We start from the raw sequence: 19,434 nt of genomic DNA on the forward strand, positions 1-19,434 counted from the left end.
TGGGCTCGGAGATGTGTATAAGAGACAGCACATACCCCCGCCCGTTCAGCGTGGACTCCGACACATAATTCTTCCCCTTCAGCCACGCCGCCATCGCCTTCGACGATGCCGGACGCTCGCTGCCCTCATTCACCCTGTCGTCAATCCGTGCATTCAGAACCCCCGTATCACTCATCACGAGCGAATCCCCCACCTTCACCCCGCCCGTCACGGCGGAAGTTGCCGTCCGCACATCCAGCGCTCCCTCCGGCGAAATCCTCATCGTCCCGCCCACCTTCACAGCTCCCCCCCGGTCCGCCGCCGCATACGAATCGTGAAACACGATCTCCCCATACCGCCGCACCGCCAGGCGGCAGCGCGAATCCGTCATCCCCTCGATGGACGACGTATACTCCTCCGCCTCCAGCCCCGTCCCGTAATCGAAACTCAAATACCGCCCCGTCGCGTAATCGAGACCGTTCTCCGCATTCGCCCCCGCCGTATAGCGCAGGAACCCCCTCCGGTGCAGATTGATCGTCAGCGTCCCGTACAGCGCGGCGGCATTCAGCCTCGTATCGTCGGAGGCAATCGGCAGCGACACCACATAGGGCCGCTCGTGCGGCGTCACCGGATACGCCGTCCCCGTCGCCACCACGCCGTAGCTCCGGTTCCCCGCAACCGGCACAATCGCCAGTCCATCGGCATTCGACTGCACCTTCGCCCCCGCCTCCGTATTCCTGCCGTTCTCCATCTTGATGACGCCCGCCCGGTTCCACGCCGCCTCCTGCACCACAGCCTGCCCGGAAGCGTTCTGCCCCACCAGCCCGCAATCCCCCGCCAGCACATCCGCCGTCGCCAGCTTCACCGCCCCCGGCCACGCGCTCGACGCCGGGCGCACCAGCATCTGCCCCAGCTCGTTCACCCCCACGATCCCGCCCTCCGTCAGCACACTCCCCGTACTCAGCCGCACCGTCCCGTGCGCATCCACCCGCGCCTGCTGGAGCGTGGATTCGCTGATGGGCGACCACGCCGCCTCCCCGTCCGGATACTCCACCCACGCATACACCTCGAACCCGCCGTCCGGATGCGGAATATAATAAAAAGTCCTCCTGTCCCCCACCTCCGGCAGCTCCTCCGTACTGTAGGCGTACAAGCGGCGGATCGCATCCGCATCCATCCCGTCCGTCCCCTCCGCCTGCACCTGCGTATCCAGTTCTCCAATCCACCAGTGGCCGTTCACGCCGATATGCGGCGTCACCCCGTCCTTGCCCTCCGCCGTCACCCCCGTATCCACGCCGGAAATCCACCAGCGCCCGTTCGCCCCGATGGCGGGCGTATCTCCCTTCGGCCCCTGCAAAATCCCGCTGTGGAGAAGATCCTCCGCCTTCTGTGCCGCCCCTTCCGCCCGGTCCACCTCGCCGTGCAACTCCTCCATCAGCCCGTCCACCTTGCCCAGCTCCTCCATCGCGTGATCCGCCCGCTCCGTCAGCTCGTCGAGCTTCCCCTCCGCCTGTTCGATCTTCACCGCCGTCTCCTCCGTCTTTTTGCAGGCCTCCCAGGCGGAAGCCGCCGCCCCCTGCGCCAGAGTGGATGCCATCCACTCCAGCCGCAGAAACCGCGCCTTGTCACCCGGCAGCCGCACCGCCAGCGTCCTCTCCACATACGGCCCCATCTCCTCCAGCATCGCCCGGCCCTCAAGCGCGCCGATCACCCCGATATGGCCGGAAACCATCCGGAGCCGCACCCCGTCATCCCCCGTACAGAAAATCTCATACGGCCACCGCCCCTCCGGCAGCCCCGTACAGCCCACCACGACCTCATGCTCCCGCTCCCCCTTCGCAATATCCATCTCCACCGCCTCCCGCTCCGCGCCGACGAACACGCACCCGGCAAACGTCACCCCGTCCACCGAAACGGCCTCATCCGACCACGCGTCGCTGAACCTCCACCGCATACTCCAGGGCAGATGCTCCAACGCCGTAAAATTCTCCGTCACTCCGAGGAAATCGATCATGCGCGCATTCTACCCCCATCCCCCACGGACACATGAACGCTCACGGAGTGAGTTCCCATGTGCATAACATGAGTTTTTAGAAAATTTTTGTTCGCACATGAACGGGTGATAAACTAGTAGCCTTTCCATGGTAACAAAAAATCATTTTTGTATCTACGAAACGGTAATTTAAATGCTGGTTTTACCTTCCAATGGGACAATTTTTTCTGACAACAACATTATGAGATTGAAATTCCCATTCTTGACTTATACTCTGGGTAACAGCATTTGAATACTATGATAAAAAGTAATAACGAGACTAAGGCAATAAGCGGCATTTCTAAAATTATAGGATTTATCATCGTAATAGGCATGTTCATTGGAATAGTATATGCCATTTACAAATTTATCTTTTTCACTATTGAAACATTACCCACATTAAATGCTGTAGTGATTGTTGCCCTGATTACTGGTGCTCTTTCCATTGTGGGCATAGTGATTTCAAAAATTTTTGAGTCGAGACAAGTAACTAAGCGATATCTTTATGAAAAAAAAGAAATACCCTATACTGATATTATTCAAATGATCTATAAGCTTCCTTTGTATGTAAATGAGAAGCAAGTAGATGATGAAGAGATGATTAATGACATGCGTGAAATGTCAAAAAAGATATCAATATGGGGATCGGATGCAGTCATTAAGAAATGGCATGAATTTATAAAAGAAACTCACACAAATTCAAATCAATCAATGTTTAAACTAGAAGAAGTCATTTTAGAAATCAGAAAAGATTTGGGGCAAAGAAATAAAAAGCTGGAAAGAGGTGATATGTTGCGCTTTTTTGTGAATGACTTAGACGCTCATATGGAAAAAGAGTCAAATTGCTGATGTTTAAATTTAATCTGCCTCTGCTTTTTGATAAGAACGTAACACCCAATAATGCCGATAAAAAATACCATCACGCAACAGCCGCTCTCCTCTGCCGCACAAACAAGGCTGTATGTCTACGCCTATGTTTTGGGGCGGAAACTGCACCTCATCTGTGCGGGAGACAAACAGAGCCAGCCCAGGGACAACTCATACTGCAAACAATACATCTCACAATTCTAAACCCCTGAAATTTTATGGAAGAAGAAAAAGAATACCTGCCCATCGACCTGACCCGGAACAAAAGCTTCCGAACCATCGAAGAAGCCATAGACCCGCTCCTGACGCCCGAAGTCCGGGCCATCATGGAAGAACTCCGCAGCAACACCATCGTCTCCCGCACATTGGCCCGCATGAGAGTCCAGGCCGGACTCTCCCAGACGGAAATGGCCCGCAACTGCGGCTTCACCCAGCCCCGCATCTCCGGCATCGAAAGCGCAACGGACGACAAACTCCAGCTCCCCGTCATTCGCATGTACTGCGCCATCCTGCGCAAGCCCTTCAAGGCCGTCCTGGCGGACGGCACGAAACTGCAAGTGCCCGTCCCTACGGACTACAGCCTGCCCGGTCGCCGCAAGCCCGGCAAAACCGGAAAATCCGGCGGCAAACCAGTCACCGCATAACCTTCAACACAATCACATAAAATGGGACTTTATATACAATCCTTGGAAAATATTCCACCCCATGCAAAAAGGGATTATTTTATCTACTTGCTGGATTATGGCTGGCATGAGCCTTTGGGACAGGCATTGAAGGATAATTATGAGAAAATGGCGGCTATAGCGGCAAAAAATAAAGCTGTCGTGATCAGGGGTACAGAGGCGGTGCATTTCGAAGATGAAGTCTTATCATGGCATCATATCAACGGGGAATCTGCAAAGGACTTGTTGCCGGCAATTCTTATTACCAACAAGCACCCCATGTACTTTAGAGAAAAAGAATCATCCCGGGCGATTAGCCGCGATGCCAGCTTAAAAATGATTTTGATTCCTCTTGGAAAATTTTGCCAAACTACAGCAGATGTTATTTCTCTGATTCACCAATTATTCAACGATGTTCAATCAGGAAAAGATTTGAATGATTTTCAAATCGCAAAAGAAAAAAAGCATGGAGTTGGTAAAGCGATTGTTGATTCTCTTGTTTTGGAGCCTAATTTTGCTGGAATAGGTATTAATATAAAGAAATTAATCGGCTGGTTATCTAAATAATCAGAACGATTCCATGAAGACAGGATAAACAAAAAGTGGGGAAAGAGATATGAACGAAGTGCAGGTTTTGTCTGAAAAAGCTAAATCTATTATTTTAGTATAGTCGTATATCCGAAACACACCAATAATTTGAAGTAATTGGGGTATCCTTGACTGAAAGTTGGTAAGAGTTTTTTTAGCTTTTCTTGTGATGATGAGCCTTATCGTTGAGATTCGCTAAAACCCACGCCACCGTCAGGCAGCATGAGAACTCTTGAATCCACCCGAGCCGGTCTCCCATCGCCTCAAACCCCGGCATCCGAACAAGGAACCCATACGGCGGCTTCGGCATCTTCAACGGGCGCGTACCTCGGTACCGTACCGCCCGGATCACCTCCCATGCCTCCTCATGATCCCTGCCTGCCGAAAGCACTACTGTAACTTCGGCCACAGGGGCAACGGGGCAGGTCAGCCCACCTCTGCCGAAAACCGTACAGCGCAAGCCCCCTCCGGCCAGCGGACAATACACAGCCTCGAAAGCCGAATCCTCCGGCAGAAAATCCCTCATCGGCCTGCCGGAGCTGATGCCCCGGAGGATAATCGTCCCCAGAATGCCGGACATCCAGGCAGGGACGGCCTCTTCCGCCACCTCCTCCAGAAGGCGCACATAGGGATCATAAAGATGTATCTTCATCCACTACGCAGAATACAACAGAATACAACGCCACACAAGGCAGTATGATCACAAAATAAAAGAATAAGGAGAGATGAACCGATCCTAAATTATATAAAGAATGGCAGGTTCGCCAAGAATCTATATGTTATGCGAAAAATCTTTCAAGATCGTTATTCCGTGTTATACTGAATGCGTCGATTATATAGGCCATAAAAGACAGCACGGCAGAGGCGAGAATGCTTGTATCCCCGCCTCTGCCTGCTTTACTGGGAGATTGCCGCTGAATCGCACCAATAAAAACGCCGGAGGCGATGAGGCCTCCGGCGTGAAATGATATTATAATTAGTAATAATTTAATCAGGAACTCCCATATCGGGAATTATGGTTGGATATTGATTTCGGGCTCGTTCTATTTTTCTTAAGAGTTGGCGAGGTCCGTTCTTCCGATCAAAATAGAAGACTTCATTTTGACATTTATTTTGAAATTCAATAAGTTTTTCCAATTCTTGCTGGGAAGTAACACCCAATTCAGAAAGAAGAATCTGATTATTGTTATGCATTTCAGGAAAAATAATCCATCCAGGAGTGAGAGGTAACCGCATTTTACGGCTATTCAGTCGCTGTTGCAGATCTCTCATCGCTTGCAAAACGTTCATAGCATCTTCCTGATAATCAGGAAAAAGGCCAATGGTGCTGTCCGATCGTAAATATATCTTTTTGAATGCTTCTATATCCTCGAGTTTATCAATATTAAATAAACGTTTAGACATATTTAGATCACGAAAGACATATTGCCCGCTTCCCGTTGGATATTCTATGCAATGCATTATCACTGAGATGTATCTATTTCGTAGAACAAGCAATAATGTCGGGTCCAACACATCCCGGACAGTGTCGTCATTAAAGCGGTATGCTTCCATTCCGATACAGTCAAAGACTGGTTTTCCATCCAATTGGAGTCTGAGTTTTTCACCTGATATTTTGTTGGATTGTTCTGCTGCGCGGATTTCTGCATATAAATCAAACCATTTCCATCCACCTATTTTGCTGCTGGAAATGTTAACGATAGAATCTTCTCTCGGTGGATTGAATTGAAATTCAAGAACAGAAGACGGCGCCTTTCCCATAATAAGACACTGGCACGAACAATATAAAAAAAATATTATTTTTAACATATTTTATATTAGTTGTTTTGGTTAATCATTGTTTTAATGTCATTGGGTGTTATGGGCGTTAAAGTAATTGTACTACTTTCGAATGTATGATCTATTGCTAATTCTTGTGCTTTTTGTTCAGGAGAGACGATTGAAAAGCCTACGATCACATATAGAATTTTACGGCAATCGTTGGAATTTTTTTCTTGCCGCACAAGTTCTTTCATACGATCAATAGTATGAGTCAGTGTAACTGCCCCTCGTTCTATCTTATAATAAATATCTCCATTTTGTTTTGTATATCTTCTCTGATAACATGATGAGTATGATATTTCTATATTCGATGGCAAGGTGTCTTTTTGTAATTTCGTTTTTATCCAAGTATCTATTTGACTAGTTCTGTAAGCGGAATTGGCATCACTAATAAGGTGATAATGGCCTTCAGGCAGCTCAGAGCGGTCAATATATTCCGATTTAGCAAATTTACCATTTCCCATGTAAATATTACCATGAATTTTCAAATCTATTACGATTTTTTTATAATCTTCTTTATTGGCATTTTTCCGAATATATTGAAGAATTCCTTCTAGATCATTAAAATTGGCTCCATGCCTCCATGTTGTCCAAATATCAAAAATATTACATCCACTATTCCGTTTCGCATCCATACCAAATGTGTACAAATCTTTCATAAAATCTTGCACAGTTGTTTCTGGATACACTGTATTATAAAATATTGATTTCCATAGTGGATTGTGATAGGGAATATTTATTTTATAAATATCATTTCCTATAATATCGCAGAAAGAATAAGGTGCATTTTGAATAAACCCGTACAAATTCAACCCACTGCGCTCGGCGATGGGATCACGGTTGATCCACCTACCATCAGCGGGGTTGTAGTGGCGGAAATTGTAATAAACCAGCCCCAGCTCGGCATCGTAAACTTCACTGCTCCACCGGATCGGGTTCAGTCCTGCGCCCACTCCCGCTTCCGTGACTTTTCCGAAGGGATCGTAGTCATACGTTGACGCTATGTTTCCTTCCGCGTCCAGCAGTTCGGTGACGTTCTTCGTCAGGTCGTGGACGTAGGTGTAGCGATTGTCGTCGCTGGCCAGCAGGACCAGCGGGCGTGTCGCCAGCGGTTCCGCCGGGTCCCAGAAGAGAGCGTGCATCTGTTTGCCTCCGTGCAGGATGTCGAGCGCTGCGATTTGCAGGTAGCCCCGGTACAGGTAGCGTTCGTGCCGGGTGACGGTTCCGTTTTCCGTAACTTTTTGCATGTAGCGGCGGCCCATGAAGTCGTAGCCGTTTTCGACGATGACGGAGCCGTCCGCCTTCGTGAAGCGAACCGGGCGGTTGTTGGCGTCGTAAACGACATCCCAGTTGCCCATATAGCTATCGACATGCGTCTGGTTGCCGTCTGCATCGAAGGTCGGAGCCAGCGTCCCCAGTCCCGCCTCCGTGATGGAGGTGTACTGATTCAGAGGATTAGTTTCATAGGAAAGATGTTCCGATGTTTCCTGCGCCGTTTTGCGATTGCCGATGTTATCGAATCCATAGCCGAAGGTCTCCTGTCCGATGGCGGCGGATGTCAGTTCGCTGCGTGAGTTGTACCCGAAGGCATCCTGCCGGGGCGTTTCCGTTCCGCGCTGTTGAGTGCGAGTGACCGGGCGTCCGAGGGAGTCGTACGCATAGGTGCGGGTGGAGAGGTTCGTTCCGTCTTCCTTGCTGTACGCAATCCCGGTAACGAGGTCGCGCTGCGGTTCGTAGCTGCGCGCCATGGAGACGCCGTTGTCCAGCGTGATTCCGGCGAGCAGGTGCGTGCCGGGGAGGTAGCTGTACTGGATTTCCCGTACGGAGAAGAGCCCCGCCTGGGTGAGGCGTCCTTCGCCGTCCCATCGCCACATGCCGGAGGTCAGCAGTTCCACTGGCCCGGAAGAGGGCCTGCGGTTCATGAGGTAGGACATGTTGCGCCCGTACTCGTCGTAGCTTTCGAAGAGGTTGACGGTGCCCCCGTCCAGTTCGAGAGAGTCCTGGTTCAATCTGCCTTTCGCGTTGTAGGCGAAGGCATGTCTGCCGGAGGCGTCCGCGACGGTCGCCAGTTGCCCGAGGTGGTTGTAGGTTGCGGTGGAACCGGGCGTCGCGTCGCTGTGCGAGGTGCCGAGCAAGGCTCCCGTGAGCAAATCGTATCCATAGGTGGTGACGATGCCGCGCGCCGAGGTGGCGGTGGAGAGGCGGTTCCGCGAGTCATAGGCTTTGTCCGCGTGCGTGCTGTCCGCATAGGTTTTGCGGAGCTCGAGGCCCGTGGCGGCGTCATATTTCCATGCCGTCACGTCTCCATCGGTGCGGCCCGTGGGGTTGGTGGTGATGTCGCCCGCACTGGCACGGTAGGTCGTCAGTTTGACAAGTTGGTCAGCGTCATTGTAGCCGTAGGCGGCGGGTTGGATGTTGGTACCCCATTCCGCTGTTTTCCGTCCACGCTGGTCGTAGGCGTAGCAGGTTTGTTTGCCGAGGGCATCCGTGAGGACGGAGGCCTGTCCGGTGGCCGGATCGTAGGCGATGGCTTGTACGTTTCCGGCGGCATCCGTGATTTTCACGGTGCGGCCTGCGATGTCCGTTTCCGCCGTGGTCACATTGCCGCGTGCGTCCGTCTGCGTTTGCACGATGCCTTCCGCCTTGAATGTGCGGGTGAAGGAGCCGGATACGCTTTGGTGGTCCGTCTGCGCCGTCACGAATCCGTCTGTCATGTGAACCGTAGCGATCGTGTCCGAGGTGGGAATCTGCGCCTTCTGGATGCGTTCCGTTCCCGTGCCGTATTCCGTCCACTGCTGGCGGGCGTTGCCGTCGATGTCCACCGTGATGCTTTTGCGTTCCAGCGTGCCGCTCGTCTGCGAAGCGAGGGTGGCCTGCGTGGAGGTCAGCGGTTCGCCTGCCGCATTCCAGGTGGTGACGGTCGTGGTGTTGTAAACGCCGTCTTCCCGTTTTTCAACGGTGTGGGCATACGCCGTAATGCGTGAGTTCTGCGGGGTGGCAGGTTCGGCCAGAACGACGGTTTCTTTCATCATTCGTCCCACGACATCGTATTCGCGGATGACGGGTGCCATGTCCGCCGTTTGTGAGAAGGCGAGCAGCCCCTTCGCATTGTACCTGTGCTTCGTGGCGAGCCATAGATATTCCTGCGTGGTGGCCTGTTCTTCACAGAGGACTTCCCCGAAGCCGTTTTCTGTCCTGCGGGACAACATGATGAAGCCGGGAGTTTCCCGGTTGAGGGCGAAGATCATCGTGCGGATGCCGTCTGCGACGAGTTCCGGAGCATAATGGATTTCCCGCTGCCCGGTGCCGGTTTCCGTATCGACCGCTCCGGTGACGAGGTTATAAATGGTGACGTAGGTGGCTCCTGCCGGAGTTTTCCGCGAGATACCGCGCCCGCTGTAGAGGTATTCGTATTGGGTGACTCGGCCCAGAGCGTCCGTTTCCGCAAGGATACGGTTCTGGAGGTCGTACGTTTTGCGGGTGGCGGTGGTCATGGCTCCCGTGTCCGTACGGCGCATGATCTCGCGCCCGGCCCCGTCAAAGCTGATGGAGACGATGCTTTCTGGAGTCGTCGGCGTCGCGGCGCGGATGGCCTCGATGCAGGCTTTGGCCGTGTTGTAGCTGTAGGTGGTGAGTACGCCGTCCTCATCCGTTTCAGAGAGCGGGCCGTTGCACATCATGGTGCGGGTCGTCACTCGCCCGTTGGCTTTTTTTCGATGCGTCCACTGGTGGGAGGCGTTGAAGGCGTATTCCTCGCGGGAGAGGAGGGACCAGGTGTTGTTCGAGAGCAGGGCATGATGTTCGCTGCATACCGTGTTACCCTGCGCGTCGAAAAAGTCCACGAAGCTTTCCGACCAGCCGGGCAGCTTGTCGCCGCCGATGCGGGTTTCCCGGTTCCGTTTGTAGAGCGCGCCGTGTTCTGAGGTGGCCGTGTAGGTATAAAAATCCTGCGTGCCGTCGGCGGACTGTGTGAGCTTCACCTTGCAGCGAGCATGCACATTCTCTTCCGCTTTCCCATAACATTCGGTGATGCCGGTATGGGAGTGCGGCGATCCGAGGGCCGTTTCCGTCACCGTGATGCGTTCGAGCTGCGGCGTTTCTTCGTAGGTGAAAACTTTCCTGTTCAGCACGGCTTCCGTACCGTCGTCCGCAACGATGAGTTCCGTGACGCTTGCCGGGCGGTAGTCGTTGGGCCGCAGGTCGGCATACGTTGTGCGTGTGGTGTGCGTCCCTCCCCCCGGCCAACGCCAGGCTTTCGAGGATTCACGCCCCTGCGCATCGTTTTCATAGGCGATGGTCGAGCCGTCCGGCAGCGTTTCCAGCGTGAGCCGCCCCCGGTTGTCGTATTCGAATTCCGTCGTCAGGGCTCCCGGGGCGTCGTAGCCGTCCGTCCGGCTGGCGATGACCGGGCCGCAGGCGCGCGATTCGATGACTTCGCGGGTGCGGGAGAGGACCGTTCCGTCCGCGCCCTCCTGTGTGTAAAGGTATTCCCATTTACCCATCGGGATGCCGTAAATCTTCAGGCGCACGATTTGCGCGTCCGCCCCTTCGCCCTTCGTCATCGTCCATTCCTGCCCTTTTTCATGCCACGTCGTAACGGCGGTGCGATTCCCGCGCAGGGTTTCTTCCAGCGTCAGGAAGTTGCCGTCCTGTTCCGACAGCGAGCCGGAGATGGTGTAGGTCTTTTCCGGAGCTCCGGTATGGCCGTACAGGCCGCCAGCCTGCTTCGACTGCACCTGTGCCGGGGGGTACCACGAGATGCGGTACGAGGTGTCCGTGAGGGTTTCTACCTCCATCAGGCCGTCCGCCGGGTTGAAGTATTGCCGCAGGCCGGAGGCGTGGGCGATGCCCAGCTCGGACTTCATTTCCTCCGCCGTGACGAGGACGCCCGCCGAGGTGACGAAGTGGACGGGCTGGCGCGTAGCTGCATTGTAGCGTACAACGGAGCTGTCCGCCATGACTTCATCGTAAAAGGCCGCTTCGCCGAGCGTGGGGTTGCCCGCCGCATCCAGCTTCACAAGCTGCGAGGTGCGGATCTGCGACGTGCCGTCCGGCAGCAGGATGTCGGAGAGCGGGTTGTCTCGGTAGGCGACCAGCTCGCCCGTTTCCCATGCGATATGCACCTTGCCGTCCAGCACGAAGGAAATCTTCCGTTGCGACACATGGCGGCAGAGCAGCAAACCGGGCTTCAGCGCATTTTCGGAAATATGCCGGGCGCGCAGGAGCAAATGCCCCGCAGGCATCCCCGCCCACTTCGGGAACGTCCCGAAGGCGAGATTCATCGCCACGCTGGCAAGATCGGCATTCGTGGCTCCCGTCGGGCAGCCGCAGCAGTCGCACGGCTCCTTCTCCGGCAGCGGTTCGTCTTCTTCGGTGGGCGTCAGCTCCACGAGCGGAGAGGGCAGGTTCACATGGAACCACATGAAGAGGGGCGGGCAGCCCGGCGTATTGTTCAGGTGCTCGCAGTGGACGAGGTACCACCCGGCGGCGGCAAACACCACCTCGCCGGAAGCGGGCCTGCCGGGCTCCGCCTGAATCGTCGTGCCGTTGATGGAGCAGGAGCCGGATCCGTTGCTGTCCACCGTGATATTCAGCGTTTGCGGCGCAGGGATGAAGAGGTAATTGTCCCACGTCACCTTCTGCGGCGAAAGGCGGGTGGGCGACTTTGGAATCTCGGGCTGGCGTAGGGCAGGCGACTGCTGCACGGCGGCATCTGCTGGGACGAATGCGGCGGATTCGGGGCGGGCATCGTGGCTGTAATCAATAGATGAATTGCTCATTGTTTTAACGGGAGATTGTTCAAGCTCCACACCTCACTATTAGCCATGATTTTCATATAAATCAACACATGAAATTTAACGATGTTTTATAGATTAGAATAACACTCTATAGAAACATAAAATAATTTGCAAGATGTTAGACTCTTTCCTGTAAAATAATGTTTCTCTCCCCGATTCCCTCATTTCACAACCATCAAAATATACTCCCCATCAGGCATGAATAGCCATCTCCATCATTTAATAGCCACCCCTCCGCAAGTATGCTATCACACCGTGAAATGTAGAACAAACCCCATCAAAACCGCCATAAAACATACCTTATCGCGCTATAGTTACATTAAACGGAAAGAAAACACTCCGAAAAACACACATCCTTTGCCGCCAATAACGACAAACCATCAAAAAACAAACATCAATGAAAACACCACTCAAACGCATCTTCGTATACGGCTTCCCCCATACCTACGGAGGAGCCGGGACGGAACTCGACCACCATATCCGCGTCTGGCAGCGCCTGGGCGTGGAAGTCCACCTCATTCCGAGCTGGGGAACCATGAAGCCCATTGCCGCAGACCTCCTGCAACGCGGCGTCATCATCCACGAAAAAGACGAATGGGCGGCCCTGACTCCGGAAGACCCCATCCTCTGCCTCTGCAACCCCTACTTCCTCACCCTCATGCCCGAAATCCGCCAGCACACCCGCCGCACCGTCTGGATGAACTGCATGACATGGATCTTCGATCAGGAAAAGGCCGCCATGGAGCAGGGACACATCGCCCTCTTCCTCTACCAGAACGACAACGTCCGGCAAGCCCATCAGGCAGCCCTGCGCCCCCTCAACGGCAGCCACGACATCCACTTCCGGACTGTGACGCCCTACTTCCATGAGGCAGACTTCCCGTACATCGGGGATCGCCCGTCAGACACCTTCTGCTGCGGACGCATCTCGCGGGCCTCGCCCGACAAATATGCACGCAACACCCTGCGCATCTACGAAGGCCTCGCCTCCCCCGTACCGAAGAAAGGCCTCTTTCTGGGCTATGACGAGCGGTGCGAAGAAAAAATCGGCACACCCTCCCCATGGATACGTACCATTCCCAACTCCAACACCCTTTCCCCGCAGGACTTCTACCGCCAGTGCCACATCATCCTTCAACCCACCAACACCACGGAAAACTGGCCGCGCATCGGCTTCGAGGCCATGGCGAGCGGCAGCGTCCTCATCGTGGACAACCGGGGCGGATGGAGGCAAATGGTGAAGCATGGCATCACCGGCTGGCTCTGCAACCATGAACGGGACTTCATCTATTATGCCTCGAAAATGGCGTATGAACCCAATTTGCGCGCTGATATGGCGGAAGCCGCAAGAGAATGGGGCTTGCAGCTGGGCGGACTGTCTGCCTCCATGGAAAGCTGGGAAGAAGTATTTGCCGCCATCAACCAATTACCTGAATAAAACAATGCATCAAAAAAATCCAACAATCATATCTGCTCTGTGGGTAGGAGACGAACTCTCCCCGGTAGCAGAACTCAGTATTCGTTCATTCCTTGACAATGGCTTTGCATTTCAGCTTTTCACCTATCAGGCTTATGCAAATGTACCCGACGGAGCAATCGTACGTGATGCGTCCGAAATTGTTTCTCGAGAAGAGGTGTACTTGCATCACTCTGGAAGCTATGGGATGTTTGCCGATCTCTTCCGTTATACGTTCCTCGAACGCGAGGGCGGATGGTGGACCGATCTCGACGTAGCCTGTCTGAATAATCGGATACCAAAACATCTGCCATGGTTCGCCCAGCAGGAAACAGGATTCTACTCTGTGGGAGTACTCGGATTCCCCGCACATCATCCGGCAATGGAAGCGATGAAACGCCTGGCGGAAGATCCGGCGGCTTCCATGCCATGGGATGATGAAACGACATTGAAGGCAAAAAAACAGTTTTGCCTTGATACGCCCGATGTGATTGAACGCAGGAAGCATGTCGAATGGGGATACGCCGGGCCGAACGGATTTACGCGAGCAGTCAATCACTTTGGCCTGCAAAAGTTTGCCGCAGGACCGGAAACTCTTTATCCGTTGAATTATACGGTCTGGAGGAATTACTTTAACGGAGCTCTTCACCTGAATAGTGCTGAACTTGCGTCGGCATGGGCCGTACACTTGTGGGGAGAGATGTTGCGGCGAGAACCGGATGCATGGGAGAATATGAATAAGGAAAGCATCGTGGCGGAATTGTTGCGTCGGCATGGAATGGAGAATTGTCCAGGGGCAACATCTGCCCTCCAAAAGAAAAAAGTCGGAATCCTGGTTGGTATTTGCTCCTGTTGTTCGGCATGGGATCGCAGGCAGGCCGTACGGGAAAGCTGGTTGCAACACGCGGCTCCGGGCATCGAATGTAAATTTTTCCTTGGCAGACGTACACCTCCGGCAGGAGAAGAACACGACACAGTGGCCCTTTGGGTGAATGACGACTATAATCATTTGCCGGAAAAGGTATTGGCATTCTTTCGGCATGCCCTTGATCACTATGAATTCGAATGGCTTTTCAAATGCGATGACGATACATATCTGAAGCTTGATCGTCTCGCATCGCTTTGCAATCCTGCATACGGTATTACGGGTGATTTATCTCTGGCGGAGCGAGATGCACCGAGTGGAGGAGCCGGGTACTTGCTTTCCCGCAGCATTGTAGAAAAAATTGTCAATACGCCGGACATCCGCAGAACCGGCGCGGAGGATGTGATTTTTGGTCGGCTGGCGCTCCAATTGGGAGCCACCCCATATGCTACAGAACGGCTTGGGAAAACGGCAGAATATTATCCGATGCCGGAAAATCAAATGGTTACAGCTCACTGGTGCAGCCCGGATCAATTGCGTGCGATCGAATACTTCCAGCAGGCAACCCCGATTACCATATACGAAGCTCGGCATGATAACTGGCAGGATACCCTCTACTTCTTCCCGGATGGTCGTTTTCGTCGCAAGAATCATGGAGACTCGGGAAGCTATAGCGCATCACTGGACGGCAGAGGGCTGACGTTGCATTGGTTTCGGTGGGAAGCGGAAACTCTGGTGCCTTGTACATGTGGCGACAAATATATTGGAGACAATCTGACGTTGCGGCTTGTTGCCGGGCATCCTCCGCTCAATGAATGCCTGTTTGGCACTTCAAGACAGTAAATATCTTAGGTTCAAAAGGGCTTTTGTCCCTTATCTATAAACAAATAATAAATCATTTATGATGAAAACAACACAAAATAATATGAATACATACACTCGTAACCCGGCAGGTTGGGAAGAATCTTCCTCCAGCGTCGAGGAGTCTTCTTCCAGTGCCGAGGAGTCATCGTCGTCCATCGGTGAAGAATCCTCTTCCAGTGCCGAGGAATCATCGTCCTCCAGCAGTGAAGAATCCTCTTCCAGTTCTGAGGAATCATCGTCGTCCAGCAGTGAAGAATCCTCTTCCAGTTCTGAGGAATCATCGTCCTCCAGCAGTGAAGAATCCTCTTCCAGTTCTGAGGAATCATCGTCCTCTAGCAGTGAAGAGTCTTCTTCCAGTTCCATGTCTTCTTCTGATTCCAGCAGCAGCTCTTCCAGCAGCAGTTCCTCCAGCAGCAGTTCCTCCAGTAGCAGTTCCTCCAGTAGCAGTTCCTCCAGTAGCAGTTCCTCCAGTAGCAGTTCTGAGGAATCTTACATTGGTACATACAGATGGGTTTGGGTGACTTCTTTTGATGATGAGACAGGGAATTCTGATAATACTTTGAAGAAAGGAGACTACGCTACCAGTAATAAGAATCCGGCAGGCAGAGAAAACAATGACCCTCGAGGTAAAAATATGTATTATCCAGCCGGTTCTTATATTCATGAGTATGGTGACCGAGAACAAGTTGGTTCTATCCAGGATGCAGGAGCAGGAGGAGATATCTGGAAAAATCCGGATGGAACGTTACCATATGCTTCATGGCTGGATAGATGGACGGATGATCCCCATGAAGCTAAAACGCTCAGTTATTGGACTGCCGTATTGATTCTATGGAAAGCTTCCAAATGGCAAAAGAACGATGGGGGCTTGTCAGATGCCCGCCAATTCAGTAGTATCAAAGAGGCTGAAGAAGCTGTTGCAAATGGAAGTTGGCTTCCTACCGGGCCGGATGGAAAACCGTCTGCAACGCCTCCGCCTAAAGATTGTAAACAATAATAAGAAAGCATAACCATGAAAAAATTGAATCTTCCAGCTATTGCTCTTGGTTTGTTCGGCGCTCTCATACAAGCCATACAGGCTACAGACGTACCCAGACTGGATAACATTCAGGACTATGCAGTAGAATCGCGGATTATTCGTGGCAAACAACCATCGTCCAGATTGTATCTCATGTGGATAAGTAATCCTGCATCAGGCATCTCTCACATGACTGTACAGACAAACGGAGGCATCGTATGGAATTTGCAATTCGATCATGGTTCACAATGGTATCAAGTAGGAGAGGCATCCTTTTTATGTATGGACAGGACGAATCGCTATGTACCCGATGCGTACATAATCTCCTTTGGCAAAGGGAATAGCCCTTTTGATTCCGAATGGAATGAAATGAACATCAAAGATGTATCGTCGCTTCTTATTGGAAATGCCTATCGCAGTAACAACACTGATCCACACCACATACTCTCTGTCGAATTTCATATTTCTTACGCAAATGAAGGGCAGCCTGCCATACAGCTTCGGGATAAATACGACCAAAGTAAAATCTATCAGAAAATAGCACTCTCGACTTTGTTGAAAGAATCTGAAAAACTTAAGGATTCTCGCACAATACCCGGTACGGCAGGCATTAATTTGCATCAGGAAAAACCGGACGCTCTTGAGAAAAAATAGGATGTTCCTCACGCCCGCTTCCCCCTCCCGGAAGCGGGCGTTTTTTATCCCCTCATTCATCCCTTTTATTTCCTCCCGTTCCCTTCCTCCCCCTCACCAGAGCCGAACTCTCCAGCCCCTTCAGCAGCGACCCGAACGACAACTCGCTCCTCACCTCGATCTGCTCCGGTTCATACGCCCCGTCCATCCGGTTGAGCTCCCGGATCGCCTCGATCTTCCCCGGCATCTTCACCTTCACCCCCATCTCCGAGGCCGTCGCCTCCTGGCACAGATCGGAGCCCTCATCCACCTTGCCCACAGGCGTTCTCACCACGCGCGACAGCCACTCCATCCTCTCCTGCTTATCCATCACCCTCTGCCTGTCCACCTGCGCATTCAGCTCCGCCAGATACGCCCGCACCTTAGCATTTTTTAGCAGCCTGCACGCATTCACATCGCAAGTAGAGTCCTTCAGCTTCCTCGCCGCGTACGCCCTCCGGTACGCCTCCCGCTGGCTCAACCCCTCAAAGACGAACCGCACAAACGCCTTCTCCCGCTCCGTCAGCGCACCCTCCTTCATCCTGTCGCATCGCCGGTTACTCCGCTCCCGCACTCCCCGCCCAGCTCCACAAAGCCGAACATCGTCGCATCCGTCCAGGCCAGATGCCGCATCATCCGCCGAATCGTCCTGGCCCCCTGCGGCGTCACATAATACAGCCGCTTCACGCAGCGGAACTCCTCCGTCCCGTTCGGCCTCCGCCGCACAAACGTAATATCCCCCACATCCACCAGATAATTCAGAATCCTCCCCACATTCGGCTCACTCATCCCCGTCAGCCGCACCATCGTCCCGAACGAAATCCCCGGGAACCTCGCCACCGCCGTCAGCACCGCCACCTGCGACACCATCATCCGTTGCGCCGTACAGCAGCACGCCATCCGGTTGAGCATCTCCACGGGCCGAATGATCTGCCCCTCATCCAGCCGGTCATCCTCATGCGTCTCCATGCAGCCTCTCTCCTTTCCTGATCTTCTCCATCTCCACCTCCGTCAGCAGCGGCGACCCTATCGCCACCCGCAAACCATTGATCTGCTCAATCAAAACCTCCGGACTCATCGCCTCCCTCTGCGCCGCCAGCCGGGCATTCTCGGCACGCCGCCGCGCCGCCTCCTCCCGCGTCCGCTCCACCTCGGAGGGACACCTCCTCCCCGTCCTCCGGAACCAGGCCACAGCCTTCTGCACCACCTCCCCCAGCCGGGAAAACAGCAACTCCCGGTCACGGGGATAATCGAACTTGCTCCCGTCCGGCGGTTCATGCTCCAGATACGCCGGTACCGCCGTCCGCTCCAGCTCCGAAAGCGGCCTCTCCAGCTCCAGGAAGGCCCTCACCGCCGCCGTCCGCTCCCGGCGCGACAGCCTCCCCGCATCCCATCCGGGCCGCAGCGACTTCGCCCAGCCCACAAACGCCACGAACTCCGGCTCCAGCTCCCCGTTCTCACCCGTCACCAGCTTCAATGAAACCGGGGGAGGGGGGGAGAGAACATCCTCCGGCGGCGCTTCCTCCATACACCGTGGAATTTCCCTCCCCCTCACTTTATTACCTATATACTCTTCTTCTGTTTGCGCCTTTCGTTGCGAAAAATCCGCAACACCCGCATCACCATCTCCCGAAAACCGTTGCACTTTTTTCGCAACAACCCCGTCACACTCATTCGACTTCCGTTGCACCTGTTCATCCCCCTTTTCCGTCACCGAGCCGTCACCTTGCAGCGACTGCACATGCTGCGCCAGAATGCGCGACTTCGCCATTCTCCGGGCGGACTCCGCACGCGCCTTGGCCGTCTCCCCATTGTGCCGCGCAAAATTCGGGAAACACAGCTCATCATCCACCCCCGTCAGCCAGCCCACGGCACGCAAGGCATGGGCGAACCCCTTGCAGCACACCGTCCGGTCGATATGCGCCTCGGAAGTCCCCATGCGCCCGCCGTCCACCGTCTGCAAGTCCGCCCATGCCCACAGCCGGATCAGCTTGCCCACCACCGTATCCGTATCCTTCATCTTCAGCATCCGCGCCATCTTCAGCACCTCCTCCTTATCCGGCAAAGTCACTTCAATCTTGAGCCACGAAGTCATGCAAAAAACTCCTCCCTTCCTTCAACTTTTCCTTCAACTTTTCCTTCCATGATCCTTCAAGTTCGCCTTCGAATAATTCATCAAAAACACCACCTCCATCTTCACGCAACACACATCGGTAAGCCACCCTCATCTCCGCCCCCTCCTGTCCGAAAACACCACATGCGCCGCCAGATACGCGTCCAGCGACTTGCGCTCGATACGGATAAAAGGATTCCTCCTCCCCTCCGCCGCACCGTTCATGAACTCCATCACCGCCACCTTGATCTCTTGCCCGCTCCCCTTCGCATCCTTCAGCATCCGCCAGAGCGACTGCCGGGAAAACCCGTAAATATCCCGCACATCCGCCGGAGAAAACCACTGCTGCCACCTCGGCACCATATCCTCCACCGGCTTGCGCTCCTCCGGCCTCATATGCGCATTCAGATACGCCTCCAGCGACTTGCGCTCCAGCCGCACAAACGGCCTCTGCCGGACATCCCTCGGATTATCCGCAAAAAACAACCGCACAATCCTGATCGGCGCCCCCTTATCCTCCGCATCCCGGATCAGCAGCGAAAGCGTCCTCCGGCACATCCGGTACACCACCTGCACCTCCTTGATCGAAAACTACTCCCTCCGCTCCGAAATCTCAATAGTCCTGCTCATAATAAAATAGAAATCAAATCATCGTTACATACATCCACAGACAATCAGCCCTCCCCGCCGCACCGGGCC

Annotated in this window: 15 protein-coding genes and 1 pseudogene; 7 read left to right on the forward strand and 9 right to left on the reverse strand. The window is 53.7% G+C overall.

The window, feature by feature from the left end; translation table 11 throughout:
- Positions 1 to 1,993 (reverse strand): annotated as a pseudogene (locus AC781_RS08640) (hypothetical protein); the annotation flags it as partial.
- A 276-nt stretch (positions 1,994 to 2,269) separates the two neighbouring features.
- Here AC781_RS08640 and AC781_RS08645 point away from each other — a divergent pair.
- From AC781_RS08645 to AC781_RS08655, 3 genes are all read left to right on the forward strand, one after another.
- The gene (locus tag AC781_RS08645) at positions 2,270 to 2,860 is read left to right on the forward strand and encodes a hypothetical protein (protein WP_067776652.1); all 591 of its coding nucleotides are present in this window, start codon (positions 2,270 to 2,272) and stop codon (positions 2,858 to 2,860) included.
- Positions 2,861 to 3,096: 236 nt separating this feature from the next.
- Positions 3,097 to 3,522, forward strand: a complete 426-nt coding sequence (locus tag AC781_RS08650) for a helix-turn-helix domain-containing protein (RefSeq protein ID WP_067776655.1) — start codon at positions 3,097 to 3,099, stop codon at positions 3,520 to 3,522.
- A gap of 21 nt (positions 3,523 to 3,543) precedes the next feature.
- Positions 3,544 to 4,107: a hypothetical protein gene (locus AC781_RS08655; RefSeq protein WP_067776658.1), complete on the forward strand. Its 564-nt coding sequence runs from the start codon at positions 3,544 to 3,546 to the stop codon at positions 4,105 to 4,107.
- A 175-nt stretch (positions 4,108 to 4,282) separates the two neighbouring features.
- Here the strand turns inward: AC781_RS08655 and AC781_RS08660 are convergent, their stop codons facing one another.
- From AC781_RS08660 to AC781_RS08670, 3 genes are all read right to left on the reverse strand, one after another.
- The gene (locus AC781_RS08660) at positions 4,283 to 4,780 is read right to left on the reverse strand and encodes a hypothetical protein (RefSeq protein WP_067776661.1); all 498 of its coding nucleotides are present in this window, start codon (positions 4,778 to 4,780) and stop codon (positions 4,283 to 4,285) included.
- Positions 4,781 to 5,115: 335 nt separating this feature from the next.
- Positions 5,116 to 5,889 (reverse strand): hypothetical protein, encoded by a 774-nt coding sequence (locus tag AC781_RS08665; protein ID WP_141675840.1) that lies wholly within the window; start codon positions 5,887 to 5,889, stop codon positions 5,116 to 5,118.
- A gap of 56 nt (positions 5,890 to 5,945) precedes the next feature.
- A complete protein-coding gene (locus AC781_RS08670; RefSeq protein ID WP_067776667.1) occupies positions 5,946 to 11,729 on the reverse strand; it encodes an RHS repeat protein in 5,784 nt (1,927 codons plus the stop codon).
- Between the two features lie 415 nt (positions 11,730 to 12,144).
- Between AC781_RS08670 and AC781_RS08675 the strand changes: the two genes are divergently transcribed.
- Positions 12,145 to 13,185: a glycosyltransferase gene (locus AC781_RS08675; protein ID WP_067776670.1), complete on the forward strand. Its 1,041-nt coding sequence runs from the start codon at positions 12,145 to 12,147 to the stop codon at positions 13,183 to 13,185.
- Positions 13,157 to 14,911 carry a hypothetical protein gene (locus tag AC781_RS08685; RefSeq protein ID WP_141675841.1) on the forward strand — a complete coding sequence of 585 codons (1,755 nt, stop codon included), beginning with the start codon at positions 13,157 to 13,159 and terminating at the stop codon, positions 14,909 to 14,911. Before AC781_RS08675 ends, AC781_RS08685 begins: the two co-directional genes overlap by 29 nt.
- 30 nt (positions 14,912 to 14,941) lie before the next feature.
- On the opposite strand, the gene AC781_RS08690 is transcribed toward AC781_RS08685, so the two are convergent.
- Positions 14,942 to 15,295 carry a hypothetical protein gene (locus AC781_RS08690; RefSeq protein ID WP_067776679.1) on the reverse strand — a complete coding sequence of 118 codons (354 nt, stop codon included), beginning with the start codon at positions 15,293 to 15,295 and terminating at the stop codon, positions 14,942 to 14,944.
- A 154-nt stretch (positions 15,296 to 15,449) separates the two neighbouring features.
- Here AC781_RS08690 and AC781_RS13735 point away from each other — a divergent pair, with 154 nt between their 5' ends.
- Both AC781_RS13735 and AC781_RS13740 read left to right on the forward strand, forming a co-directional pair.
- A complete protein-coding gene (locus tag AC781_RS13735; RefSeq protein ID WP_172801820.1) occupies positions 15,450 to 15,929 on the forward strand; it encodes a hypothetical protein in 480 nt (159 codons plus the stop codon).
- A 15-nt stretch (positions 15,930 to 15,944) separates the two neighbouring features.
- The gene (locus AC781_RS13740; RefSeq protein ID WP_141675843.1) at positions 15,945 to 16,604 is read left to right on the forward strand and encodes a hypothetical protein; all 660 of its coding nucleotides are present in this window, start codon (positions 15,945 to 15,947) and stop codon (positions 16,602 to 16,604) included.
- 52 nt (positions 16,605 to 16,656) lie between these two features.
- Here the strand turns inward: AC781_RS13740 and AC781_RS08705 are convergent, their stop codons facing one another.
- The 4 genes from AC781_RS08705 to AC781_RS08720 all read right to left on the reverse strand — a co-directional run bounded on the left by AC781_RS08705 (position 16,657) and on the right by AC781_RS08720 (position 19,311).
- Positions 16,657 to 17,196 carry a terminase small subunit gene (locus tag AC781_RS08705; RefSeq protein ID WP_141675844.1) on the reverse strand — a complete coding sequence of 180 codons (540 nt, stop codon included), beginning with the start codon at positions 17,194 to 17,196 and terminating at the stop codon, positions 16,657 to 16,659.
- Positions 17,160 to 17,591 carry a MarR family transcriptional regulator gene (locus tag AC781_RS08710; protein ID WP_067776691.1) on the reverse strand — a complete coding sequence of 144 codons (432 nt, stop codon included), beginning with the start codon at positions 17,589 to 17,591 and terminating at the stop codon, positions 17,160 to 17,162. Before AC781_RS08710 ends, AC781_RS08705 begins: the two co-directional genes overlap by 37 nt.
- Positions 17,578 to 18,717, reverse strand: coding sequence for a hypothetical protein (locus AC781_RS08715; RefSeq protein WP_067776694.1), 1,140 nt, complete (start codon positions 18,715 to 18,717; stop codon positions 17,578 to 17,580). The genes AC781_RS08710 and AC781_RS08715 overlap by 14 nt, the downstream gene beginning before the upstream one ends.
- Positions 18,718 to 18,846: 129 nt before the next feature.
- Entirely contained in the window at positions 18,847 to 19,311 is a 465-nt protein-coding gene (locus AC781_RS08720; RefSeq protein ID WP_141675845.1) for a hypothetical protein, read from the reverse strand.
- Between the last annotated feature and the right edge of the window lie 123 nt (positions 19,312 to 19,434).

This window comes from Neoakkermansia glycaniphila (genome assembly GCF_001683795.1).
Lineage (GTDB): Bacteria > Verrucomicrobiota > Verrucomicrobiia > Verrucomicrobiales > Akkermansiaceae > Akkermansia > Akkermansia glycaniphila.